General features: G+C 28.8%; 26 protein-coding genes. 17 read left to right on the top strand and 9 right to left on the bottom strand.

The genetic code is table 11. The annotated features are described in order from the left end of the window. Positions 1–484: 484 nt before the first annotated feature. The 7 genes from gyrA to dnaA form a co-directional block, all read right to left on the bottom strand. Positions 485–3,031, bottom strand: a complete 2,547-nt coding sequence (gyrA, locus tag ABUA17_RS13140; protein ID WP_055277830.1) for a DNA gyrase subunit A — start codon at positions 3,029–3,031, stop codon at positions 485–487. A 33-nt stretch (positions 3,032–3,064) separates the two neighbouring features. Then, positions 3,065–4,981: a DNA topoisomerase (ATP-hydrolyzing) subunit B gene (gyrB, locus tag ABUA17_RS13135; RefSeq protein ID WP_172676195.1), complete on the bottom strand. Its 1,917-nt coding sequence runs from the start codon at positions 4,979–4,981 to the stop codon at positions 3,065–3,067. 53 nt (positions 4,982–5,034) lie between these two features. Continuing rightward, positions 5,035–5,295: an extracellular matrix regulator RemB gene (gene remB, locus ABUA17_RS13130; protein WP_042397179.1), complete on the bottom strand. Its 261-nt coding sequence runs from the start codon at positions 5,293–5,295 to the stop codon at positions 5,035–5,037. Positions 5,296–5,308: 13 nt separating this feature from the next. Further along, entirely contained in the window at positions 5,309–6,394 is a 1,086-nt protein-coding gene (gene recF, locus ABUA17_RS13125; RefSeq protein WP_042397181.1) for a DNA replication/repair protein RecF, read from the bottom strand. A gap of 65 nt (positions 6,395–6,459) precedes the next feature. Next, positions 6,460–6,666, bottom strand: a complete 207-nt coding sequence (locus ABUA17_RS13120) for an RNA-binding S4 domain-containing protein (RefSeq protein ID WP_042397456.1) — start codon at positions 6,664–6,666, stop codon at positions 6,460–6,462. Positions 6,667–6,708: 42 nt separating this feature from the next. Next, entirely contained in the window at positions 6,709–7,809 is a 1,101-nt protein-coding gene (gene dnaN / locus ABUA17_RS13115) for a DNA polymerase III subunit beta (RefSeq protein ID WP_042397184.1), read from the bottom strand. 272 nt (positions 7,810–8,081) lie between these two features. After that, positions 8,082–9,443, bottom strand: coding sequence for a chromosomal replication initiator protein DnaA (gene dnaA / locus ABUA17_RS13110; protein WP_042397186.1), 1,362 nt, complete (start codon positions 9,441–9,443; stop codon positions 8,082–8,084). Between the two features lie 523 nt (positions 9,444–9,966). Between dnaA and rpmH the strand changes: the two genes are divergently transcribed. The 12 genes from rpmH (at position 9,967) to ABUA17_RS13050 (ending at position 19,645) form a co-directional block, all read left to right on the top strand. Then, positions 9,967–10,101, top strand: a complete 135-nt coding sequence (rpmH, locus tag ABUA17_RS13105) for a 50S ribosomal protein L34 (protein ID WP_032116814.1) — start codon at positions 9,967–9,969, stop codon at positions 10,099–10,101. Between the two features lie 64 nt (positions 10,102–10,165). Next, entirely contained in the window at positions 10,166–10,519 is a 354-nt protein-coding gene (rnpA, locus tag ABUA17_RS13100) for a ribonuclease P protein component (RefSeq protein ID WP_042397193.1), read from the top strand. Next, positions 10,516–10,728, top strand: a complete 213-nt coding sequence (yidD, locus tag ABUA17_RS13095) for a membrane protein insertion efficiency factor YidD (RefSeq protein WP_042397196.1) — start codon at positions 10,516–10,518, stop codon at positions 10,726–10,728. The genes rnpA and yidD overlap by 4 nt, the downstream gene beginning before the upstream one ends. Positions 10,729–10,741: 13 nt before the next feature. Next, on the top strand, positions 10,742–11,509 hold the full coding sequence (gene yidC / locus ABUA17_RS13090) for a membrane protein insertase YidC (protein WP_042397200.1): 768 nt from the start codon (positions 10,742–10,744) through the stop codon (positions 11,507–11,509). A gap of 30 nt (positions 11,510–11,539) precedes the next feature. Next, entirely contained in the window at positions 11,540–12,163 is a 624-nt protein-coding gene (gene jag, locus ABUA17_RS13085) for an RNA-binding cell elongation regulator Jag/EloR (protein ID WP_042397204.1), read from the top strand. A 132-nt stretch (positions 12,164–12,295) separates the two neighbouring features. Then, positions 12,296–13,675, top strand: a complete 1,380-nt coding sequence (gene mnmE, locus ABUA17_RS13080; RefSeq protein ID WP_042397208.1) for a tRNA uridine-5-carboxymethylaminomethyl(34) synthesis GTPase MnmE — start codon at positions 12,296–12,298, stop codon at positions 13,673–13,675. Between the two features lie 10 nt (positions 13,676–13,685). Further along, positions 13,686–15,575, top strand: a complete 1,890-nt coding sequence (mnmG, locus tag ABUA17_RS13075) for a tRNA uridine-5-carboxymethylaminomethyl(34) synthesis enzyme MnmG (RefSeq protein WP_172676196.1) — start codon at positions 13,686–13,688, stop codon at positions 15,573–15,575. 1 nt (position 15,576) lies between these two features. Beyond that, entirely contained in the window at positions 15,577–16,293 is a 717-nt protein-coding gene (gene rsmG / locus ABUA17_RS13070; RefSeq protein WP_042397213.1) for a 16S rRNA (guanine(527)-N(7))-methyltransferase RsmG, read from the top strand. A 168-nt stretch (positions 16,294–16,461) separates the two neighbouring features. Further along, positions 16,462–17,232, top strand: a complete 771-nt coding sequence (gene noc / locus ABUA17_RS13065) for a nucleoid occlusion protein (protein ID WP_042397216.1) — start codon at positions 16,462–16,464, stop codon at positions 17,230–17,232. 216 nt (positions 17,233–17,448) lie between these two features. Next, positions 17,449–18,210 carry a ParA family protein gene (locus ABUA17_RS13060; protein ID WP_042397219.1) on the top strand — a complete coding sequence of 254 codons (762 nt, stop codon included), beginning with the start codon at positions 17,449–17,451 and terminating at the stop codon, positions 18,208–18,210. Positions 18,211–18,224: 14 nt separating this feature from the next. Then, positions 18,225–19,103 (top strand): ParB/RepB/Spo0J family partition protein, encoded by an 879-nt coding sequence (locus ABUA17_RS13055; protein WP_042397221.1) that lies wholly within the window; start codon positions 18,225–18,227, stop codon positions 19,101–19,103. Positions 19,104–19,141: 38 nt separating this feature from the next. Further along, entirely contained in the window at positions 19,142–19,645 is a 504-nt protein-coding gene (locus ABUA17_RS13050; protein ID WP_042397225.1) for a DUF4446 family protein, read from the top strand. Positions 19,646–19,711: 66 nt separating this feature from the next. On the opposite strand, the gene yyaC is transcribed toward ABUA17_RS13050, so the two are convergent. Beyond that, positions 19,712–20,284 (bottom strand): spore protease YyaC, encoded by a 573-nt coding sequence (gene yyaC, locus ABUA17_RS13045; protein WP_195951399.1) that lies wholly within the window; start codon positions 20,282–20,284, stop codon positions 19,712–19,714. Between the two features lie 63 nt (positions 20,285–20,347). After that, a complete protein-coding gene (locus ABUA17_RS13040; RefSeq protein WP_042397232.1) occupies positions 20,348–21,505 on the bottom strand; it encodes an aminotransferase class V-fold PLP-dependent enzyme in 1,158 nt (385 codons plus the stop codon). A 205-nt stretch (positions 21,506–21,710) separates the two neighbouring features. On the opposite strand from ABUA17_RS13040, the gene ABUA17_RS13035 reads away from it, so the two are divergent. From ABUA17_RS13035 to ABUA17_RS13015, 5 genes are all read left to right on the top strand, one after another. Continuing rightward, positions 21,711–21,950 carry a putative Se/S carrier protein gene (locus tag ABUA17_RS13035; RefSeq protein WP_042397234.1) on the top strand — a complete coding sequence of 80 codons (240 nt, stop codon included), beginning with the start codon at positions 21,711–21,713 and terminating at the stop codon, positions 21,948–21,950. Positions 21,951–21,968: 18 nt separating this feature from the next. Continuing rightward, positions 21,969–22,838 (top strand): mechanosensitive ion channel family protein, encoded by an 870-nt coding sequence (locus ABUA17_RS13030; protein WP_052330634.1) that lies wholly within the window; start codon positions 21,969–21,971, stop codon positions 22,836–22,838. 159 nt (positions 22,839–22,997) lie between these two features. Continuing rightward, positions 22,998–23,189: a DUF951 domain-containing protein gene (locus ABUA17_RS13025; RefSeq protein WP_042397236.1), complete on the top strand. Its 192-nt coding sequence runs from the start codon at positions 22,998–23,000 to the stop codon at positions 23,187–23,189. A 103-nt stretch (positions 23,190–23,292) separates the two neighbouring features. After that, a complete protein-coding gene (gene rpsF / locus ABUA17_RS13020) occupies positions 23,293–23,580 on the top strand; it encodes a 30S ribosomal protein S6 (protein ID WP_042397239.1) in 288 nt (95 codons plus the stop codon). A 13-nt stretch (positions 23,581–23,593) separates the two neighbouring features. Beyond that, positions 23,594–24,025 carry a single-stranded DNA-binding protein gene (locus ABUA17_RS13015; protein WP_042397243.1) on the top strand — a complete coding sequence of 144 codons (432 nt, stop codon included), beginning with the start codon at positions 23,594–23,596 and terminating at the stop codon, positions 24,023–24,025. Positions 24,026–24,045: the final 20 nt, after the last annotated feature.

The raw sequence follows: 24,045 nt of genomic DNA, 5'->3' as shown, positions 1-24,045 counted from the left end.
TCTTTGTTTTAAGACTCTCAAAAGAATTGCTGGTTTACTTTAACTATATTCTGTTCAATTTTCAAAGACCATTTACTCCGTCGCCCTCAAGCGACTTCTTTATCTTATCACTACTCTTTTTCCTTGTCAACAACTTTTTTTAAAAAAGTTTTTTTGACATTTTATTGGGTAATGAATTATTTATTGTCACTTCAAAATAAACTCATTCAACAACTTTCGTTTGTTTTGTTCATTTGTCATCAGCGACGTGTTTTATCTTAACATTAACATAAATATTAATCTTTTATTTTTTTTGATTTAAATTAAATTATATTTATTTTTCTCTTATTTTATTTATTTTACTTTATTTTTCTACTATTGATACACTAGGCACAGAGTACATATATTTTTTTGCATTATGTTCTACTTTATATAAAAAAAGTGATAAATTACAAATCTATTATTTGTAATTTATCACTTAACATAATTAAATATATTTAATATTTTATTCTTCTATATCTTCTTTTTGAGCTTCTTCTACTAATCTATCTAAACTAGTATCATTGCTTTCTTCAATCACTTCATTATCTGCACATGCTTCTAATGTTAATTGTTCATCACTTTCTTCTTCTCCATTACTTGCTATCTTAGCAACAGCAACTACTTTTTCTTCTTCAGTAGTTCTCATTAAAGTAACTCCCATAGCAGATCTACTGGTTACTGATATATCAGATACATTTATTCTAATTGCAATTCCACTTGTATTTATAAGCATTAATTCATCTTCTGGCTTACAAACAGTAGCACCTACAACCTTACCTGTCTTTTCACTTATCTTATAAGTAATAAGACCTACTCCACCTCTATTTTGTCTCTTATATTCAGTTAATGGAGTTCTCTTACCAAATCCATTCTCACTAATTACTAATAAATCTTCTTCATCAACTGCTATATCCATACAAACAGCTATATCATTTTCTCTTAAGTTCATAGACTTAACTCCTGATGCTGTTCTTCCCATAGGTCTTACATCTTGTTCATTGAACTTAATTGCATTACCCTCTTGAGAAACTATTATAATATCAGCATCTCCTCTTGTAACCTTAACCTTAAGAAGTTCATCACCTTCTCTTAAGTTAATAGCTATTAGTCCACTCTTTCTTAAGTTCTTAAATTCTGATAAAGGTGTTTTCTTAACTAATCCATGCTTAGTTGCCATGAATAAATATCCTTCATCAATATTATCTCTAACAGTTAATACAGTTTCTATTTTTTCATCTTGTTCTATTTGAATAAGATTTATTATATTAGTTCCTTTTGCTGTTCTTCCAGCATCAGGAATTTCATATGCTCTCTTCTTATATACTCTACCTCTATTAGTAAAGAATAATACATCTGAATGAGTCGAAGTAACTAAAACATGTTCTACGAAATCATCTTCTTTTGTAGACATTGCTTGAATACCTCTTCCCCCTCTTCTTTGAGCAGAATATGTATCAGCTGATATTCTCTTAATATATCCTGAGTTAGTTAGTGTAATAACAGTTTCTTCTTCTTGAATTAAATCTTCTATATCAATGTCATTAACAACTTTTTCTATTTGAGTTCTTCTTTCATCGTTATATCTTGCCTTTATTTCAAGTAATTCTTCTTTAATTACACCTAATAATTTTTCTTCACTTGCAAGAATTGAATTTAAATAGCCAATAAGTTTCATTAACTCAGCATACTCTTCTTCAATTTTATCTCTTTCTAAGCCTGTTAATCTTCTTAATCTCATTTCTAAGATAGCAACAGCTTGTTTTTCAGATAATCCAAATCTTTCGATTAATGTATTCTTAGCTATTTCACTAGTTTTTGATCCTCTAATAATATTAATTACTTCATCAATATTATCTAAAGCTATTCTTAATCCTTCAAGAATATGAGCTCTCGCTTGTGCTTTTTCTAATTCAAATATTGTTCTTCTAGTAACAACTTCTTTTTGGAAACTAATATAGTTACTTAATATTTCTTTTAAATTTAAGACTTGAGGCTCATTATTTACTAAAGCTAACATAATGATACCAAAAGTATCCTGCATCTTTGTATGCTTAAATAATAGATTTAAAACAACATTTGGATTTGCATCCTTCTTTAATTCTATTACTATTCTCATACCGTCTCTGTCAGATTCATCTCTTAAATCTGAAATTCCAACAATCTTTTTATCTTTAACTAAGTCAGCAATGCTTTCTATAAGTTTAGCCTTATTAACTTGGTATGGAATTTCTGTAACTATTATTCTATGTCTTCCATTTTCCTCTTCAATTTCAGTTTTAGATCTAACTACAATTTTCCCTTTTCCAGTTTCATATGCAGCTCTTATACCTGATTTACCCATTATTATTCCACCTGTTGGGAAGTCAGGTCCCTTTATACATGTCATAATATCTAATCCTGTAGCTTCAGGATTATCTATTAACATTATAGTTCCATCAATAACTTCACCTAAGTTATGAGGAGGAATATTTGTTGCCATACCAACTGCTATACCTGAAGATCCATTAACTAAAAGGTTTGGATATCTTGAAGGTAACACTACTGGTTCTTGTTCCTCACCATCAAAGTTTGGCATGAAATCAACAGTATTCTTATTAATATCTCTAAGCATTTCAATTGCAATTTTATTCATTTTAGCTTCTGTATATCTCATTGCCGCTGCACTGTCTCCATCAACAGAACCGAAGTTACCGTGACCGTCAACAAGCATATATCTCATTGAGAAATCTTGAGCCATTCTTACTAATGCATCATAAACTGATGAATCACCATGTGGATGATATTTACCTAAAACTTCCCCAACTATTCTGGCACATTTTCTGTATCCCTTATTAGGCTCTAAGCCCAACTCTTGCATTGCATAAAGAATTCTTCTATGAACTGGTTTAAGACCATCTCTTACGTCTGGAAGAGCACGCCCAACAATTACGCTCATCGCATAATCAATGTAGCATCTTTTCATTTCTTTATTTATATCTACATGTATAAATTTTCCCTCGTTTAAGTTCATGTACTCACCTCAACTAATACTAAATATTTAGTACTATATATCTAAATTGCTAACTTTATTAGCATTCTTTTGAATAAATTCTCTTCTTGGTTCAACCTTATCTCCCATTAATATAGTGAATATTTCATCAGCAGCAATAGCATCTTCTACAGTTGCTTTTAAAAGAATTCTATGTTCTGGGTCCATTGTTGTATCCCATAATTGATTAGCATTCATTTCTCCAAGACCTTTGTATCTTTGAATGTTTATTGAGTTATCTTTTCCACCAAACTCTTCTAAAATCTTATCAAGATCTTCATCCGTATATGCATACTCTTCTCTCTTACCTTTGCTAACTTTATATAATGGTGGTTGTGCTATATAAACATGACCTCCATCTATAAGTGGTCTCATATATCTATAGAAGAATGTTAATAATAAAGTTCTTATATGAGCACCATCAACATCGGCATCGGTCATTATTATTATTCTATTGTATCTTAATTTTGCTTCATCAAAATCTTTTCCTATTCCTGCACCAAATGCAGTAATCATAGATCTGATTGTGTCTGAATTAAGTATTCTATCTAATCTTTGTTTTTCAACATTTAATATTTTACCTCTTAAAGGTAAAATAGCTTGGAATTTTCTATTTCTTCCTTGCTTTGCTGAACCCCCGGCTGAATCCCCTTCGACTATATAAATTTCACATTCCATTGGATCCTTAGATGAACAATCTGCTAATTTACCTGGAAGTGTAGATCTTTCAAGAACTGATTTTCTTGTAAGTTCTCTAGCTTTTCTAGCTGCATCTCTAGCTCTTGCTGCCATTAATGCTTTATCTATTATAATCTTACCTACTGCAGGATTTTCTTCTAAGAAAATACTTACACCTTCAGCAACTATTGAATCAACAACACCTCTAACTTCTGAATTTCCTAACTTAGTTTTAGTTTGACCTTCAAATTGAGGCTCAGATATCTTAACAGAAACAACAGCTGTAAGACCTTCTCTTGCATCATCACCAGATAGATTCTTATCATTATCTTTAATATGACCAAATCTCTTAGCATAATCGTTTATTGCTCTTGTTAAAGCACTTTTAAATCCAGCTAAATGAGTTCCCCCTTCAATAGTATCTATATTGTTAGCAAAAGAATATAGATTTTCATTATATCCATCGTTATATTGAAGGGCAATTTCAGCTATTATTCCATCTTTTTCACCTTCAACATAAATAGGAGACTCATGTAAAACTTCTTTATTTCTATTTAAGTAAGAAACGAATTCTTTTATCCCACCTTCATAGTGGAATTTTTCAACTCTTTCTTCACCTTCTCTTTTATCAGTTAAAGTAATTGCAATTCCTTTGTTAAGAAATGCTAATTCTCTTAATCTACTTGCTAATACTTCAAAATCAAATACAGTGTCTTCAAAAATTTCATGATCTGGTTTAAATAATACCTTAGTTCCATGTTCATCAGATTCACCAATCTTCGTTAAATCACATAAAACATTTCCTCTTGAGTATTTTTGTTGCCATATGAAACCTTCTCTTTTAACTGTAACTTCGCAGTATTCAGATAATGCATTAACTACTGAAGCACCAACTCCATGAAGACCACCAGATACTTTATATCCACCGCCTCCAAATTTTCCTCCAGCATGTAAAACAGTCATTATAACTTCAACTGTAGCTTTACCCATTTTAGGGTGAATTCCAACTGGCATACCTCTACCATCATCAACTACAGTAATTGAATTATCTTCATTTATTGCAACTTCTATATTTTTACAGAATCCAGCTAATGCCTCATCTATACTGTTATCAACTATTTCATATACTAAATGATGAAGACCCCTAGAACTCGTGCTACCTATGTACATACCAGGTCTTTTTCTTACAGCCTCTAAGCCTTCTAAAACCTGAATCTGACTTTCATCATAACTTTGCTTATTCTCTTCCAACATAAATTCCTCCTTATACTTTTAATTTTTTTAACTATGAAGGCTAAATATTGGACTTATGGATTATAATCAATATTTGTTCTCTTAGTTAAAGTAGATGATGAAATAGGTGATAAATACACCTTACTCATTTTATTAACTTCCGCTATAACAAATGATTTAGGACTTTCCTTTGAAATTCTTTCAACAAATCCGTCTTCTTCAGCCATTCTCAAAAATGATATTGTATCTGAACTATACATTGATGTTTGTAAGTCAAATATACCAATTACATCTTTTATTGGTACTACTACGTTTTCCCCTAAGTGTAAAAACATAAGAACTCCTCCTTTAGTTAAGAATTTCTCCATCCTTAACTTTAAAAACTTTAGATTTATCATCCAAATACTCATATAAATCTTCAATTCCAGTACATGTAATAATTGTTTGGATATCTCCTATTGTACTTAATATATATCTCTTCCTACTAAAATCTAATTCAGAAAGTACATCATCTAAAAGTAAAACTGGGTGTTCTCCTGTAAGCTCCTTAATGATTTTTAAAGATGCAAATTTAATAGTTAAAACAGCAGTTCTTTGTTGTCCTTGAGACCCATAGCTTTTTGTGTCAATATCATTAATTAAGACTATAAAATCGTCTCTATGTGGTCCTACAGAGGTAATTCCTCTCTCGCTATCTCTAACTCTATTTTTTTCTAATAGTGCATAAAAATTATCTTTTATATTTTCTAAATCTTTAATAGTACTAGTATATCTAAATTCAATTTTTTCTTTTCCTGAAGTTATGTCTGAATGTATTTTTTCAGAATACTTATTTAGCTTTTTAATGTATTCTAATCTCTCCATTATTATATTATATCCAAATTCAACCAATTGCATATCATATACCTCTAAAATATCTTTATTTATATTTCGATTTCTTAATATGCTGTTTCTTTCATTCAAAACTTTATTGTATTGAACAAGATTATAATAATATTTAGGATTTAATTGACACAACTCCATATCTATGAATTTTCTTCTTACACCGGGAGAATCCTTAATTATCTTTAAATCTTCCGGAGAAAACATAACAACATTAAAATTTCCGAATAATTCACCGATCTTTTTAATTTTAATCTTGTTAATTTGTATTGCTTTTTTTCCGTCCTTAAGAATGCTTATATCTATTCTCTTATCCAATCTCTCTCTACCAACAGAAACACTTAAAAGTGCATTATCAGCATTCCAATTAATAAGTTCCCTGTCTTTTGATGTCCTATGAGACCTTGCAAAAGCACAATAGTATATACCCTCTAATATATTAGTTTTTCCTTGAGCATTATCGCCCATAAAAACATTAACATGTGGACCTAAGCTTATATCCAATACATTATAATTTCTGTAATTAAGCATTTGCAATCTTTTAATAAACATCTTAAACACCTTTAATTATAACATATTAAACTTAATAAGGTTAAGCACTCTGGGAAAAATAGTCTTTAGACTACTTCGTAACTTTCCCCATTAAATTCAACTATGTCACCTTTATATAATTTTTTTCCTCTTTGAGTGCAAATTTCATTATTAACTTTAACAAGCTCATCTAAAATTAACATTTTAGCTTCTGAACCCATAGATACTGCACCTGAAAATTTTAAAAATGAATCTAATTTAATAAACTCTGTTGTAATTTCTATTTTATTCATAACGCTTCTTGTATAATTATTCAAGTTTTATACAAGTTCCTCCTATCTTACTAGTCTTACTGGTAAAACTAAGTATTTAGCATTATTGCTATTTTTTCCTTTTATTACACATGGACTAACACTTGAAGTCATTTCAATAACCACATCATCTTCTTCCATATTCTTCAATACATCTAATAAGTATCTTGAATTAAATGCAATTTGTATTCCTTCACCTTGCAGATTTATGTTAACTTCTTCTCTTACCTTTCCCAATTGAGAATTAGAAGTGATAACTAAAGTATCTTCTTGTACATCTAATCTTATTAAATTGCTATTTCCGTCTTTCGCCATTAGTGATGCTCTTTCAATACCTTGTTGAAGTTCTTGTTTTTTAACATTCACTAATAATTTATATTCTTGAGGTAAAAGAGAAATATAATTTACAAATTTACCATCTAATAATCTAGATATAATTTTTGTATTATTAATATTAAATAAAATATGATTGTTAGTAAAAGTGATTTTTACAATATCAGCATTATCTTCTAATATTTTTGAAACTTCATTTAAAGTTTTTCCTGGTATAACAACTTCGATGTTATCATCAACATCTAGCAATTCACTTCTAACAGCTAATCTATATCCATCTAATGCAACTAAATTAAGCTCTTTATTTTTAACTTCAAAAAGTATCCCTTGTAATATTGGTCTAGCTTCATCTAGAGCTATTGCAAAAGAAGTTCCTTTTATCATATTTTTTAATAAGTTTTGTGGTACTTCTACATTAAGGTCTTCATTGATGCTTGGTAACGCTGGATAATCAGTTGCATTCATATAAACAACATTGAAAACAGACTTTTCACAAGTAATTTGAACTAAATCATTTTCAGCTATTTCTATTTTTACATCTGAATTTGGTAATTTTCTTATTATTTCAGAGAAAATCTTAGAATCAATTACAATACTACCTTCTGTTAATACTTCAGCTTCTACTTTTGTTTCGATACTAACATCCATATCAGATCCTATTAATGTTAGACCTTCTTTAGTGGCTTGAATGTAAATACCTTCTAATACAGGCATAGTAGTTTTTCCTGTTATAGCTTTTGTAACGATAGAAATTCCATCTTGTAATTTTTGCTTTGAGCATATTATGTTCATAATCTTACCTCCTAAGTTATACACAGTTATGCACATAGAATTATGCAATTTAAATAGATAATATATATATAATAAATATAATAATAGTAGTAGTAAGGGCTGTGGATATGTGGATAAGTACCTCCAGCCCTTATTTTTCAATAAAATTCATGCAAAAAATACTGTGGATAAGTCGGTAACAAAATCATACTCTTATCCACAGTATTCACAGCCAAAGACGAATAAATGACTTATCCACAAACTATTCACTAGTTATTATGTACAGTTGTTGATTATTTTTGAGTTAACTTTTTTGTTATATCATTTATTGTGTGTTCTAAGCTCTCGTCTTTATTTAGGCTTTCTGATATTTTTTCATAAGCATGAATTACAGTAGTATGGTCACGTCCACCAAATTCCTCGCCAATTTTAGGTAATGACATGTCTGTAAGTTTTCTGCTTAAATACATAGCTATCTGTCTTGGATATGCTACGTTTCTTGTTCTTCTCTGTGATTTCAAGTCCTCAACTCTTAAATTAAAGTAAGCAGCTACAACATCTTGAATAAGATCTATAGTAATGCTTTTATTTTGTTTATTTGAAATTATATCTTTTAAAGCTTCAGTAGCTAAATCAACAGTAATTTCACGATTTGTTAAAGATGAATATGCTACAATTCTAATTAATGCACCTTCAAGTTCTCTAATGTTAGACTTTATCTTAGTAGCTATGTATACCATAACTTCATTAGGAACATTTAGCTTTTCTACATCAGCCTTTTTCTTTAAAATAGCCATTCTTGTTTCAAAGTCAGGTGCTTGAATATCAGCAATAAGACCCCATTCAAATCTTGAACGTAATCTATCCTCTAAAGTAGGAATTTCTTTAGGGGGCCTATCTGATGATAGAATTATTTGTTTATTTGCTTCATGCAATGTATTAAAAGTATGGAAAAACTCTTCTTGAGTTCTTTCCTTGCCAGCGATAAATTGAATATCGTCTATTAATAAGACATCAACGCTTCTGTATTTAGTTCTAAATTCTTCATTTTTATCATCTTTTATTGCATTTATCAGTTCGTTAGTAAATTTCTCAGATGAAACATAAACAACTTTTGCATTTGGATTATTTTGAAGAATATAATGTCCAATTGCATGCATTAAGTGTGTTTTCCCTAGTCCCACGCCTCCATAAATGAAAAGAGGATTATAAGCTTTAGCTGGAGATTCAGCAACAGCAAGAGATGCAGCATGAGCAAATCTATTACTATTACCTATTACAAATGAATCAAAAGTATATTTTGGATTTAATGTACTAGACATTTCGTCATTTACAGTAACAGCAATTCCATCATTTTTATTAGTATTTTTATTTGTTTCATTTTTTTCTTCCGCTTCTTGTATTTCAGATGCTATAACAAAATCTAAATTATATGTTTTTGAACAAGCAGCTTCGATTGAATTTATAACTAAATCTTTATACCTTTTTTCTAATATATCTTGAGTGAAGGAATTCGGAACACTGATTATGATAGTATTTGATGACATGGATATTGGCTCGCAACTTTTAATCCAAGTGTTAAAACTAACCTCAGTTAACTCGCCTTTTATTATGTTTAGGGTTTTTTCCCACAATTCTTTAAGCTCAGTTTCCATTTAAGCTATCCTCCAAAAAAAGAAATTTTAAAAAATTATTAACAAGATATCAACAAAGTTATTAACAAAAAAATGATTATGTTGATAAAGTTGATAAAATTAATAACATGTTAACAATTTATGTAGATAATATAATTACATTATAGTTATCCACAATTTTAGATATTATAAACATAGATATTATTAACAGCGAATAAAAGCCCTAGTTTTGATAATAATAACTACGTAATTATAGAGTTAATAAGAAAGATTGAACAAGTTATACACAGATTAATCCACAATTGTGGATAAGTTAAGTTATTCACATTTTTATTCACACTTATACTTAATAATATCATATAGTTACATAAGTTATCAATAAGTTATCCACAAATTTTAACCTGTGAATAAAATTATCAACAGTTTTGCGGAATTTAATTCATATTGACAGTAAAAAGGTAAATATATATAATGATAAGGTAACTTTAAATTGAGAAATATAGTTTTTACTATAAATAAATCACTCAAAGGGGGTGTATTTCGAATGTTCATGACATACCAACCAAAAAAGAGACAAAGAAAAAAAGAACATGGTTTCAGAAAGAGAATGAGCACTGCTTCAGGAAGAACTGTTCTTAAGAGAAGAAGACAAAAAGGTAGAAAAAAATTAACAGCATAAGGGCCGCACTTTGTGGCCTTTTTTCTGCACATGCAGGTATTTTAAGGAGAGTTTATTAAAACTTATGATATACAAATTAAGAAAGAATACAGAATTTAGACTTGTTTACAGAAGAGGAAAGTCTTATGCTAATAAATTATTAGTTCTATATGTTTTTAATAATAAGAAGAATATTAATGAAGAAAATGAATTATATAATAAGGTAGGAATTTCTGTAAGTAAAAAAGTTGGAAATAGTGTAGTAAGAAGTAGAAGTAAAAGATTAATATATGAAAGCTATAGGTTAAATGTTAAAGACATTAAGACTGGATATGATTTTGTTTTTGTAGCTAGAAGTGCTATTAATGAAAAAAAATATAGCGATGTAGAAGCAGCTATGATAAACTTATTGAAAAAGGCAGGAATATATTTAAAATGAAAAAATTGCTTTTAAATATTATAAAGCTATATCAAAAATATTATTCTCCTATGAGACCTAGAAGATGTATATTTGTTCCTACATGCTCACAGTATGCAGTTGAGGCAATTACTAAATATGGTGTACTTAAAGGAGGATTTTTATCTATAATGAGAATTTTAAGGTGTAATCCTTTTAACAAAAATGGGGGATATGATCCGGTAAAATAAGGAGGCTATTAGAATGTGGAATGCAATTGTAAATGTAATGACGAAAATGTTCGATGCTTTACATAATATGATTATTGCATTAGGGGTACCAGAACATGCAGAAGGGATTTCGTATGTATTAGCAATCGTGCTTTTTACAGCAATTATAAGATTATTAATATTACCTCTTAATATTAAAGCAACAAAATCGAATGCAAAAATGCAAGAAATACAACCAGAAATGCAAAAACTTCAAAAGAAGTATGCAAATGACCCACAGAAGTTACAATTAGAAACTTCTAAATTAATGAAAGAAAACAATGTTAGTATGTTCGGTGGATGTCTACCAACATTATTACCATTACCTATATTATTTGCTTTATATGGGGTATTTAGAACTATAACAGCAACACCTGGGGCTGATACATCGTTCTTATTCATACCAGATATATTCGCTTATCCAAAAGGGATTGGATTTGTTTCTATAATACTAGCTATATTAGCAGCATTAAGTACTTATATACCATCATTATTATTAAGTAAATCAATGCCTCAGCAAGAAGGCGGAATGAATATGAGTACTATGAATATTGTTATGTCAGGTATGATGGGATTCATGTCTCTTCAATTCCAACCAATATTAATAATTTATTGGATAACTGGTGGGATAATTCAATTAATTCAAACATATTTCTTAAATTATCGTCCAGCAATGAAAAAGAAAAAAGTTGAAGAAGAAAAGGCGGCGCAAGCTAAAATTCAAAAAGCTAAAAAATCTACACCAAAAACTAAAAAGAGATAATTATCATATTTTATAGGTGGTGAATAGGGTATGAAAACAATAGAAATGACTGGTAAAACGGTTGATGAAGCTTTAAAAAATGCATTAGATGAATTAAAGCTTACAAAAGAAAATGTAGATGTTGAGATAATTGATGAGGGTAGTAAGGGTTTATTTAACCTAATAGGAGCTAAGCCAGCAAAGGTTAGGGTAACTAAAAAGCCTGATAGTATAGATAATGCAAAAAAGTTTTTAACTGATGTATTAAATTCTATGAATATAAAGGCTGATATTAATATTAAAGAAGAAAATGATGTTGTAAATATTAATTTATGTGGCGATAAGATGGGATTAGTAATAGGGTATAGAGGTGAAACATTAGATTCGCTTCAATATTTAGTTTCTTTAGTAATAAATAAGAATCATGAAAATCCTTACAAGAGAGTCGTATTAGATGCAGAAAATTATAGAAGCAAAAGGGAAGAAACTCTAGTAAGAGTTGCTCAAAAAGCTGCTTATAAAGTAAGAAAATCTAAAAGACCTTACAAATTAGAACCTATGAACCCATATGAAAGAAGAATTATTCATTCAGCGTTACAAGAATATAATGATATTAACACATATAGTGAAGGTGAAGAGCCTTTTAGAAGAATAGTAATAAGTTTCAAAAAATAATAAGAGAAGACTTTTTTAAGTCTTCTCTTATTATTTTTTTAGAATTTTGACTTATATAAAATAGTTATGTAAAATGAATAATAGCGAAAATAGGGCATAATAATTAAAAACGGAAAATCCGGAGGATTAAGAATGAAAGAATTTGATACAATATGTGCTATAGCTACTGCTTTAGGTGAAGGTGGTATTGCAATTATTAGAATATCAGGAGATAAAGCATTAGATATAGCATCAAAGATATTTAAGCCTAAAAGCAATGATGATATTAGAAATATGAAATCTTATACAATGAAGTATGGACATATTTATGATGGAGAAACTAATGAGCTTATTGATGAAGTGATAATTAGTTTTATGAAAGGACCTAAGAGTTTTACAGCAGAAGATACAATAGAAATAAATTGTCATGGTGGAGTTGTTTCAACTAATAAAGTTTTAGAAACAGTAATAAAGGCTGGAGCAAGACTTGCAGAACCAGGAGAATTTACAAAAAGAGCATTTTTAAACGGTAGAATTGATTTATCTCAAGCTGAAGCTGTTATGGATATAATAACTGCTAAAACTGATTTAGCAATGAAATCAGCATTAATGCAGAGTAATGGATATTTATCGAAAGAAATTAATAGATTAAGAGAGTATATGTTAAATATATTAGCTTTAGTTGAGTTTGCAGTTGACTTTACAGAAGATGATGAAGAAATAGATCCAAGTATACCATTAAAGGTTGGAGAAAGTTTAGAAAAGGCTATAAGTGAAATGAATGGACTTTTAAAGAGTGCAGATGAAGGAAAGCTAATAAGAGAAGGATTAAGCTTAGCGATTGTAGGTAAGCCTAATGTAGGTAAATCATCACTATTAAATGCCTTATTAAGACAAAAAAGAGCAATAGTAACTGATATTGCTGGAACAACAAGAGATATTATAGAAGAGTACATAAATTTAGATGGAATTCCTGTCAAAATAATAGATACAGCAGGGATTAGAGAAACTGAAGATGTTGTAGAAAAAATTGGAGTTGAAAGATCAAGAGAAAAAATTCAAGAAGCTGATTTAGTATTATTAGTACTTGATTCTTCAAGAGAATTAGATGATGAGGACAAAGAAATTATTGATTCTGTTGGAGATAAGAAGTGTGTTGTTATATTAAATAAGATAGACTTAGAATGTAAGATAGATGAAAATGTAATAAGCAACTTTGAGAACATAATCAAGATATCAGCTAAGGAAGAAATAGGATTAAGTGATTTAAAAGAAACCATAAAAGAACTATTCTTTAGTGGAAAAATTGATACAGAAAGTCTAATTATATCTAATTCAAGACATAAGCAAGCTTTATTTAGAGCATTAGAAAATGCTGAAATGGCATTAAGTAAAGTAAGAATGAACGAATATTTAGATTTAATATCTATTTTTGTTACTTCAGCACTAAGAGCTTTAAATGAAATCACTGGTGATGAATTAGAAGAAGACTTAGTAAATAAAATATTTGGAGATTTCTGTGTAGGAAAGTAGGAGTATAGAAATGAGATATAATGCAGGAGAATACGACGTAGTTGTAGTTGGTGCTGGTCATGCAGGATGTGAGGCAGGACTTGCGTCAGCTAGAATGGGATTAAAGACATTAGTATGCACAATAAATCTTGATGCAATCGGATTAATGCCATGTAATCCTAATATAGGAGGTACAGCTAAAGGACATTTAGTAAGAGAAATTGATGCACTTGGTGGAGAAATGGGAGTTAATATAGATGAAACATTTATTCAATCAAGAATGCTAAATACTTCTAAAGGACCGGCAGTACACTCATTAAGAGCACAAGCAGATAGAAAAAAATATCAAAACAGAATGAAAAGTGTATTAGAAAATCAAGAGAATCTTGAGGTTAGACAACTTGAAGTTATTGATATTGATATAGAAGATGGTAAAGTTGTTGGTGTTTTAACTAAAAATGGAGCATTTTTTAAATGTAAAGCAATAATTTTAACAACAGGTACATATTTAAGAGCAAAAGTAATAATTGGTGATGTTATTTATAATAGTGGACCAAATGGTTTAGCACCAGCTAATGAATTAACTCAACATTTAATGGATCTTGGAATCGAAATGAGAAGATTTAAGACTGGTACACCAGCAAGAATAAATAGAAAGTCCGTAGATTTTTCTAAGATGATAGAACAACCAGGTGATGAAAAGATAGTACCATTTTCATTCATGAATGATAATATTGAAAGAGAACAAATTTCTTGTTGGTTAACTTACACTAATGAGGAAACTCATAATATTATAAGAGAAAATATAGGTAGATCACCTTTATATAACGGAAGTATTGAAGGGGTAGGACCAAGATATTGCCCATCTATAGAAGATAAGGTTATGAAATTCCCTGATAAGAATAGACATCAAATATTCATAGAACCTGAAGGTGAAGATACATTAGAGATGTATGTAGGTGGAATGTCTTCATCATTACCAGAAGATGTTCAAATTAAGATGTATAGAACATTAGATGGACTTGAAAATGTTGAATTTTTAAGAACTGCATATGCAATTGAATATGATTCAATTAATCCTATGCAATTAAAGCCAACATTAGAGTTTAAAACAATAGAAGGATTATATGGAGCAGGGCAATTAAATGGTAGTTCAGGATATGAAGAGGCTGCTGCACAAGGGATAGTAGCAGGTATTAATGCGGCTTTAAAGATTAAAGGTGAAGAGCCAATGATATTAACTCGTTCTGATGCATATGCAGGAGTTTTAATAGATGATTTAGTTACAAAAGGTACAAACGAACCTTATAGAATGATGACTTCTAGGGCTGAATATAGATTGTTATTAAGACAAGACAATGCAGATTTTAGATTAACTGAAATAGGAAGAAGAGTAGGGTTAGTAACAGACGAAAGATATAATAGATTCTTAAATAGAAAAGCTAATATAGAAAGTGAAGTTGAAAGATTAAAGAATTTACAAATAACTAATAAGAGAGAAAATAATGAATTCTTAGTTAGTCTTAATTCTACAGAATTAAAGAAACCTATTAGCATGTATGAATTAATCAAGAGACCTGAATTAGATTATTTCATGTTAGCACCATTAGATTTAGAAAGACCTAATTATACAGATGATATTGGGGAACAAGTAAATATAATAGCAAAATATGAAGGATATATAGCTAGTCAATTGGATCAAGTTAAGCAATTTAAGAAGTTCGAAAAGAAGCTATTACCAGAAAATATAGATTATAATGATATAAAGGGATTAAGAGTTGAAGCTATTCAAAAATTAAGTTCAATAAGACCTGTAAGTATAGGTCAGGCTTCAAGAATATCAGGAGTTTCTCCAGCAGATATATCTGTATTACTTATTTATTTAGAACATCAATATAAGAAGAATAAAGTGGAGGAATAAAATGAAATTTTTTGACTTAATGAAAGAAGCTGCTAATGAAGTAGGATTAGAATTAACAGAAGTACAATATGAGCAATTCATTAAATATATGAGACTTCTTCAAGAATGGAATGAGAAAATTAACTTAACAGCTATAACTGAAGATGAGGAAGTTATAAAAAAGCATTTTATAGACTGTATTAAAGCATTTAAGTCTGATGCAATTAAGAATGCTAGGAATATAATTGATGTTGGAACAGGAGCTGGTTTTCCAGGATTACCAATAGCAATAATGAATCCAAATGTAGAAGTAACTCTTTTAGATTCATTAAATAAGAGAATTAATTATTTAAATATAGTAGTAAGAGAACTTGGGTTAAAAAATGTTACAACTATTCACTCAAGAGCTGAAGATGGGGCTAGAAAACAAGAATTAAGAGAGAAATTTGATGTTGCAACTTCAAGAGCTGTAGCTAATATGGCTGTTTTATCTGAATTCTGTATGCCATATGTAAGAAAAGGTGGATATTTTGTAGCCTTAAAAGGGCCTTCTATAGATGAAGAACTTAAAAATGCTGGTAATGCAATAAAAACTTTAGGTGGAGAGTTAAAGGGAATAATAGAAGTTTCTATTGAAGAAACTGACTTAAAACATAATATTGTAGAGGTTGAAAAAATAAAACCATGTCCTAAGACTTATCCAAGAAAAGCAGGAACAATTACTAAAAAGCCATTATAGAATAAAACAAATTATATATAGTAGGGTACCATATGAAATAAAAAATAATATAATGATTTGTCTTACAAAACTATAAGAATATAGAAGGAAATAAAAAAGAAAAAGCGGAATTGTTAAAATATGGAACTAAATGTTGATTAACAAATTGTGAGGGATGGTCGTACAAATATGAATAAAGAAATAATGAACATAAAGGTAGAGAGTATTTTTCCAAATACATATCAACCAAGAAAGTTTTTTAATGAAGAAGCACTAAATGAATTAAGCCAATCGATTATAGAACATGGTATAATTCAACCTATTACAGTTAGAAGAATGGGAGATAAATTTGAATTAGTAGCAGGGGAAAGAAGATGGAGAGCCGCTAGAATGGCAGAACTTGAATTTGTACCGTGTAATGTAATTGATATTACAGATACAGAATCAGCAGAATTAGCATTATTAGAAAACCTGCAAAGAGAAGATTTAAATTTCATGGAAGAAGCTGAAGCATATTACAATTTAATTAATGACCATAAGTTTACTCAAGAAGAATTAGCAAAAAGAATGGGTAAAAAACAATCAACAATAGCTAATAAATTGAGATTATTAAAGCTAAGCGATAAAGTAAGAATTTTATGTCTTGAAAATAATCTAACGGAAAGACATGCAAGAGCGTTATTAAGTTTACCAAATGAAGAATTACAATTAAAGGTTGTGAAAAAAGTAATAGCAAATTCTTTAAATGTAAAGAAAACTGAAGAGCTAATTAATACTGAGTTATTAAAATTAGCTGGTGAACAAATGAAAAAGAGAAAAGGTAAAGGGGTTTTACCTGGGAAGTTATATGTTAATACTATAAAGCAAGTATTAAATAAGTTTAATATTCCCGCTGAATACAAACTTCAAGATAAGGAAGAATGTATTGAGATAACAGTTTCTATACCTAAAAACAAATAAGATTTTCAAGGCACTCAAGCTTTATTTTGAGTGCCTTTTTATAATATGTTTCACGTGAAACATTTACTAAGAAAAATTTTTTATTAAATATTTCACGTGAAATAATAATTAACTTAAATTTCATCTTATTTTTAATAACACTATCTTTAACTATTACAAGAAAATATATATAATATACATATGGGAAGGGGGTGAAGTCCTTAATAAGGACTTTTTATGAAAAAAATTTGTATTTTTAATCAAAAGGGTGGAGTTGGAAAAACTACTACTAATATAAATTTATGTGCTTTTCTAGCAATGGAGGGCTATAGAGTATTAACAATAGATATTGATCCTCAGGGAAATACAACTAGCGGTTTAGGATTAGATAAGAGAAACTTAGAATATTCTATGTATGATGTATTAACTGCTGATACTTCTTTAGAAAATGTTATTATTAAGAGTGAATTAATTCCTAATTTATACATAGCACCATCAACTATGGAATTAGCAGGTGCAGAAGTTGAAATTATAGGAGTAAAGGATAGGGAAACTATTCTTTTAAGAGAAATATCTAAGATACAAGATCAATATGATTTTATATTCATAGATTGCCCACCATCATTAGGTGTTTTAACAATAAATGCATTAACTGCTGTTGATTCAGTACTGATTCCAATACAATGTGAATTCTATGCATTAGAGGGTGTAGGTCAATTAATTAATACAGTTCAATTAGTTAAAAAATCATTAAATAAGTCTCTTGATATAGAAGGTGTAGTAATGACTATGTATGACTATAGAACTAATTTGAGTAATGAAGTATATGAGGAAGCAAAAAAATTCTTCAATGATAAGGTATATGAAACGACTATTGCTAGAAATATAAGATTGGCAGAGGCACCAAGTTTTGGATTACCTATTATGCTTTATGATGAAAAGTGCAAAGGCGCTGCAGCATATAAAAAATTTGCGAAAGAGTTTTTAAGTAAGCAATAAAGGGGTTGAGAAACATGAGCAAAAAATTTGGGTTGGGTAAAGGTCTAAATGCTCTTATACCTGAAGATACTATGATTTTAGATAAAAAAGAACCTAAAACAGAAGTTAAAAATGAAGGATATACATTAATTGATATTAATTTAATTAAAAATAATGATAGTCAACCAAGAAAAAGATTTGATGACGAAAGAATTATGGAATTAGCGGAATCTATAAAAAGCAATGGAATAATACAGCCTTTAATATTAAAAAAAGATAAGGGTGAATATGTAATTGTTGCTGGGGAAAGAAGATGGAGAGCTGCTAAAACAATAGGAGTAAAAGAAGTTCCTGCTGTAGTAATGGAATTAACTGAAAAGCAAGTATTAGAAATATCTTTAATTGAAAATATTCAAAGAGAAGACTTAAACTCTATAGAAGAAGCTACTGCATATAAAAAATTGATAAATGACTTTAGTTTGACTCAAGAGCAATTAAGTAAAAGAATTGGAAAATCACGTGTTGCTATAACTAATACATTAAGATTATTAAATTTAAGTGATGATGTTCAGCAATATATTATTGAAGGGGTTATATCTGAAGGGCATGGAAGAGCTTTATTAGCTATTACTGATAGTAAGCTTCAATGTGAATTAGCTCAAAATGTTATTGATGATAAGCTATCAGTAAGAGAATTAGAAATGCAGATTAGAAAGTTAAAAGATAATTCTGGTCGATCTAAAAGTAAATCTCGAAAAGAAAATAATCCTTATTATAAAGATTTAACTGAAAGACTAGAAAATTATTTTGGAACTAAGGTTAATATAACTAATAAAAATAATAAAGGGAAAATTGAGATTGAATACTATTCTGAAGAGGATTTGCAAAGAATACTAGAGATAATTAATTTATAAATGTTTCACGTGAAACATTTGAAGGGAAGATGCAGAAGATGGACAGCATAATAAATATAATTAATCAATATTCAATCTTTATAATAATAGGATTATCAATAATCACATTATTATTATTTATAATGACAATGATATTATTATCATCTGTAAATAAACTTGAAAAAAAGTATAGAAAGATGATGCGTGGTGTCAATAATAAAAATTTAGAAGAAGCTTTAAATGATAACTTAGATAATATTGGAAAAGCACTTGAACAATCAGAGCTAGCTATTAATGAATGTAAAGCAATTTCTGAAGAAATGAAAGGTTGCGTAAATAAAATTGCTATTATGAGATATAAAGCTTTTGAGGATGTTGGAAGTGACTTAAGTTTCTCAGTAGCGATATTAGATTCATTTAATGATGGTGTTATTATAACAGGAATATATTCTAGACATGATAGTACAACTTATGCAAAGCCTATAGATAAGGGAATATCAAGATATGATTTATCAGAGGAAGAAATTCATGTATTAAATGAAGCTATTAATAGTAAAAATTAAAATAACATGGTTATAATAAATTTCTTTATTATAACCATGTTATTTTTTATATCTATATTAATGGAATTAATCATATGATAACAAGGTATTATTAGAAAGGGCTTTATTAATGAAATGTCTAATTCCATTAGATATACAATCTGCTAAAGACATAACCACAAATAATCTAGTATTTTGAAGCATCATAAAATCTAAATTACCAGATATATTTACAACACCTTTTATACTCATTTCTCCTACCGTAGGCAAATCCTTATCTAATGCTAAACCAGGATGTAATGGTAGGTCTTCAATAAATATTTTGCCAATTTGTTGCACATTGCCTAGGGAGGCATCTATTCCAATAATAAAAGGATTTTTAAAACTAGAATCAATTTTATTTAAAATATCTACTAAATTAACGGAATGGACAGGATATTCCAAAGAACCGTATATATAAATATTTTTTTGTGATAAATTTTTAAGTTTATAACCAATTAAAGGCCCTAATGAGTCTCCTGTTGCACGATCTGTACCTATACATAAAAAAATTATAGGACGATTTTCTGCAATAATATTTTTTAATTTTATATACAAATATTCACCTAGTTCATGATGTGAATTAGGTAATAGTGAATCTAATTCGAAACAATTATCCATATCATAAACCCTCCTATTGAAAGTATCGACAGGAATAATATAACCTATTCACTTAATATAAAATTATTTATAGATATTATTAATTTCATTTAAACAATCTAAAGTATATTTTATTTCCTCAACTGTATTAAAGTATCCAATACTTAATCTAACAGTACCATTAGGGAAAGTACCAATAGTTTTATGTGCTAAAGGAGCACAATGTAATCCGCTTCTATTACTAATGTTAAAGTCTGAATCTAAGATATAGGATAATTCGCTTACATCTAATTTTGAATGAGTTATAGAAACACAAGATGTAGCAAGTCCTCTATCTAAAGCACCGCTAATATTATAATTAGGAATATTTAACAATCCGGAAATTAGAAATGATCTTAAATAACTGTTATGTTCATAAATAGTATTTAGGCCTTCTTTATTTATAAATTCGATTGCTTCAGATAATCCAATTATTCCAGGAATATTTAATGTACCAGACTCAAATTTATCAGGTAAAAAATCAGGTTGAGATAAAGAATGTGATAAGCTTCCTGTACCACCTAAAATGGTAGGAGTACAAATCTCATTTAGTTTATCATCTATGATAAATCCACCTATTCCTTGAGGACCAAGAAGGCTTTTATGTCCAGTAAAAGCTAATGCATTTAATGAGAATTCATTAAAATCAATATTAAGTACACCAGCACTTTGAGCACTATCTAATATGAAATAAATATTATTTTCTTTACAGAGCTGTCCTATTTGCTTTATTGGTTGAATAGAACCCGTTACATTCGAAGCATGTGTAATTACTATTAGTTTTGTATTAGGTTTAATAAGTTTTCTTATAGTTTCTACATCGGTTATTCCTTGTGAGTTTGCTTGGGCTATATCTAATTCAATATTAGAGTTTTGAGATAGATTATATAAAGGTCTAATTACAGAATTATGTTCCATAGAGGAAGTAATAACATGATCTCCAGGTTTAATGATTCCGTTAAGTAAGATATTTAATGATGATGTAATATTGTTAGTAAAAATTACATTTTCGGCTTTGTTAAAATTAAAAAAATTACAGATTTTTTCTCTTGTATCATATAATACTCTATTTGCTGCTAATGATTTGGGATGATTAGATCGACCAGGATTACCACCAACGTTAGTTAAGTAATTATATATTGAATCAGCAACAACTTTTGGTTTAGGAAAAGAGGTACTACCATTATCTAAATAAACTTTCATATGCTACTCCTTTAAACTTTTATTATTGTAAATTATAAGAAAATTTATAATAAATGTATCTACATATTATAATAGAATAAATAAATAAAAATGCAACAACAGTTAGAAAATTATGTAAGAAATAAATGGAATATTAAATATTTATAAAAATAAAAAAAACGTTATAATATAATTAAATGTATTTTAATATAAGGAGGAAAAGATAATGAATTATTATATTATAGTATTTAAAAATACTCATGATGCAATGACTGCTGAGAAAAAATTAAGTGAGTTAAATTATAAATTTAGAATTATGCCAACACCTACATTAATAACTCAAAGCTGTGGAATTTGTGTAAGAGTTGAAAGTGAAGAAGATGTAAATAATATAATTGAAAATAATATAGTTGAGTTTAAAAATGTATATAAAAGAGAAGAGTCTCAATATGCTTTAGTAAAATAGAGTAAAAGGGGTGACGTAATGTATGCAGTTGTAGAGTGGGCTAATTACGGAAATAAAATCGTTAATTTTTTTGTTAAAAGAATAGATTTGGATTTGATAATAGAAAAAATTATATCAATTATTTTTATAGCTGTTCTAATGTATTTTTCTATTAGAATAGGAAATAAGTTAATTAACAAATTTGTTGATAGGCAAGTAAGAAGTAAAACTAGTTTTTCATTAGAGCCACAGAAAGCTATAACTATAGGAGAAGTTCTTAAAAGTGTATTGAAATATACAGTATATATTATTGGTGTAGGATCAATGTTATATGATATTTTAACCAAAATACCAGTAGCATTAGTAAGTGCTGGTGGATTTGCAATTGGTATTGGAGCTCAAAGTTTAGTTAAAGATTTAATTAATGGATTTTTTATTTTATTTGAAGATCAATATGGAATAGGTGATCATGTAACAATTGGACAATTTGAAGGGATAGTTGAAAGTATAGGAATAAGAACAACAGTTCTTAGAGATTTCACGGGAGATTTACATTTAATCCCAAATGGTACTGTTTTAGAGGTTACGAATCACTCTAGAGGTGATATTAGATTTATTGTCGATGTTGAAATTGCTTATGAAGAAAATATAGATGAAACTATAGAATTAATTAAAAAGGTTAATACAAGATTTCAGGAAAAGCATTCAGATAAGCTTAGAGGCGATATACAAGTATTAGGAGTACTTTCTTTAAATGCATCAGGAGTTACAATTAGAGTAATTGGAAGAGCGGTTCCTTTAAGTCAATGGGAAATGGAAAGAGAATTAAGAAAAGAAATAAAAATGGCATTAGATGAAGCAGGTATAGAAATTCCATATCCTAAAACTGCTATAGTAAACAAGAAATAATTAATAGTTAATAGTTAATAGTTAATAGTTTGTGGTTAAGGAATAAATTCACAAAATTGAATTAAAAAATATATTATTAAAAAACTCATAGGAGTTTTATTAATAATTATTAACTCTCAACTCAAAACTATTAACTAAATAAAACTGGGGGTATAAAAAATGATAGAAACATTTGATTTAGGCGATATTGTTGAAATGAAAAAGCAACATCCTTGCGGAAGTAAAGAGTTTGAGGTAATAAGATTAGGAGCAGATATTAAAATTAAGTGTGTAGGATGTGGAAGAATAGTTATGATTCCGCGCCTTAAATTCCAAAAAGATGCAAAAAAGGTTGTTAAAACTAATAATTGAAATAAAAACACTTGAAAAGTATAAAATAAAGTGTTAAAATTTAAAATTGTAAATCCCTGCTACATAAAGAATGTAGCCGTTAAGTCCAAAGGAGGTGAAAATGATGAGAAAGTACGAAACTATATTTATATTACACCCATCATTTGATGAAGAAGCTGTTAAGGCTAACATTGAAAAATTCCAAGGTGTTATAGAAAACGGTGGAGGAAAAGTTGAAAATGTTGATTTCTGGGGTAAGAGAAAACTTGCTTACGAAATAAACAAAGTTAACGAAGGTTACTATACTTTAATTAACTTCGAAGCTAATCCTGAATTACCAAAAGAATTAGACAGAGTTTTCAGAATTACTGATGGTGTTATAAGACACATAATCGTTAAAAACGAAGCGTAAGAGGTGTATTGGAATGAATAAAGTTATACTTATTGGTAGACTTACAAAAGATCCAGAATTAAGATATGCGGCTGGTAGCGGTACTGCAGTTTGTAGATTTACTGTTGCTATAAATAGACAATTTAAAAAAGATGAAACAGATTTTATAAATTGTGTAGCATTTGGCAAAACTGGAGAAACAATTACACAATATCTTACAAAGGGTAGACAAATAGCTGTTACTGGAAGCATAAGAACAGGTAGTTATGATGCTCAAGATGGAACTAAAAGATACACTACTGATGTAGCTGTAGAAAGTTTCGAGTTCATAGGTTCTGCTGGTGAAGGTGGCAACAATTCATACTCAAGAAATTCTGATAATTCAACATGGGGTGCTCCAGCTGAAAGTCCTGATATGGGATTTGGAGATATGACTCCAGTAGATGATGGCGATATGCCATTTTAAAAAAAGTCTAATTATTTTAT

Source organism: Clostridium sp. RTP31139st1_H3_RTP31139_211217, assembly GCF_040227035.1.
Lineage (GTDB): Bacteria > Bacillota > Clostridia > Clostridiales > Clostridiaceae > Clostridium > Clostridium saudiense.
The sequence above is the reverse complement of the archived record's forward strand: the minus strand, read 5'-3'. Positions and strand labels throughout refer to the sequence as shown.

What these genes read in the sequence shown, in the direction of transcription:
- ABUA17_RS13025 (WP_042397236.1), top strand. Translation starts at nt 22,998, where the DNA reads ATGATAGAAACATTTGATTTAGGCGATATTGTTGAAATGAAAAAGCAA.
- ABUA17_RS13055 (WP_042397221.1), top strand. Translation starts at nt 18,225, where the DNA reads ATGAGCAAAAAATTTGGGTTGGGTAAAGGTCTAAATGCTCTTATACCT.
- mnmE (WP_042397208.1), top strand. Translation starts at nt 12,296, where the DNA reads ATGAAAGAATTTGATACAATATGTGCTATAGCTACTGCTTTAGGTGAA.
- rpmH (WP_032116814.1), top strand. Translation starts at nt 9,967, where the DNA reads ATGTTCATGACATACCAACCAAAAAAGAGACAAAGAAAAAAAGAACAT.
- ABUA17_RS13050 (WP_042397225.1), top strand. Translation starts at nt 19,142, where the DNA reads ATGGACAGCATAATAAATATAATTAATCAATATTCAATCTTTATAATA.
- recF (WP_042397181.1), bottom strand. Translation starts at nt 6,394, where the DNA reads ATGTTTATTAAAAGATTGCAAATGCTTAATTACAGAAATTATAATGTA.
- ABUA17_RS13015 (WP_042397243.1), top strand. Translation starts at nt 23,594, where the DNA reads ATGAATAAAGTTATACTTATTGGTAGACTTACAAAAGATCCAGAATTA.
- dnaA (WP_042397186.1), bottom strand. Translation starts at nt 9,443, where the DNA reads ATGGAAACTGAGCTTAAAGAATTGTGGGAAAAAACCCTAAACATAATA.
- ABUA17_RS13060 (WP_042397219.1), top strand. Translation starts at nt 17,449, where the DNA reads ATGAAAAAAATTTGTATTTTTAATCAAAAGGGTGGAGTTGGAAAAACT.
- rsmG (WP_042397213.1), top strand. Translation starts at nt 15,577, where the DNA reads ATGAAATTTTTTGACTTAATGAAAGAAGCTGCTAATGAAGTAGGATTA.
- ABUA17_RS13035 (WP_042397234.1), top strand. Translation starts at nt 21,711, where the DNA reads ATGAATTATTATATTATAGTATTTAAAAATACTCATGATGCAATGACT.
- jag (WP_042397204.1), top strand. Translation starts at nt 11,540, where the DNA reads ATGAAAACAATAGAAATGACTGGTAAAACGGTTGATGAAGCTTTAAAA.
- remB (WP_042397179.1), bottom strand. Translation starts at nt 5,295, where the DNA reads ATGTTTTTACACTTAGGGGAAAACGTAGTAGTACCAATAAAAGATGTA.
- dnaN (WP_042397184.1), bottom strand. Translation starts at nt 7,809, where the DNA reads ATGAACATAATATGCTCAAAGCAAAAATTACAAGATGGAATTTCTATC.
- noc (WP_042397216.1), top strand. Translation starts at nt 16,462, where the DNA reads ATGAATAAAGAAATAATGAACATAAAGGTAGAGAGTATTTTTCCAAAT.
- rnpA (WP_042397193.1), top strand. Translation starts at nt 10,166, where the DNA reads ATGATATACAAATTAAGAAAGAATACAGAATTTAGACTTGTTTACAGA.
- gyrA (WP_055277830.1), bottom strand. Translation starts at nt 3,031, where the DNA reads ATGAACTTAAACGAGGGAAAATTTATACATGTAGATATAAATAAAGAA.
- gyrB (WP_172676195.1), bottom strand. Translation starts at nt 4,981, where the DNA reads ATGTTGGAAGAGAATAAGCAAAGTTATGATGAAAGTCAGATTCAGGTT.
- ABUA17_RS13120 (WP_042397456.1), bottom strand. Translation starts at nt 6,666, where the DNA reads ATGAATAAAATAGAAATTACAACAGAGTTTATTAAATTAGATTCATTT.
- yidC (WP_042397200.1), top strand. Translation starts at nt 10,742, where the DNA reads ATGTGGAATGCAATTGTAAATGTAATGACGAAAATGTTCGATGCTTTA.
- ABUA17_RS13040 (WP_042397232.1), bottom strand. Translation starts at nt 21,505, where the DNA reads ATGAAAGTTTATTTAGATAATGGTAGTACCTCTTTTCCTAAACCAAAA.
- ABUA17_RS13030 (WP_052330634.1), top strand. Translation starts at nt 21,969, where the DNA reads ATGTATGCAGTTGTAGAGTGGGCTAATTACGGAAATAAAATCGTTAAT.
- yidD (WP_042397196.1), top strand. Translation starts at nt 10,516, where the DNA reads ATGAAAAAATTGCTTTTAAATATTATAAAGCTATATCAAAAATATTAT.
- mnmG (WP_172676196.1), top strand. Translation starts at nt 13,686, where the DNA reads ATGAGATATAATGCAGGAGAATACGACGTAGTTGTAGTTGGTGCTGGT.
- rpsF (WP_042397239.1), top strand. Translation starts at nt 23,293, where the DNA reads ATGAGAAAGTACGAAACTATATTTATATTACACCCATCATTTGATGAA.
- yyaC (WP_195951399.1), bottom strand. Translation starts at nt 20,284, where the DNA reads ATGGATAATTGTTTCGAATTAGATTCACTATTACCTAATTCACATCAT.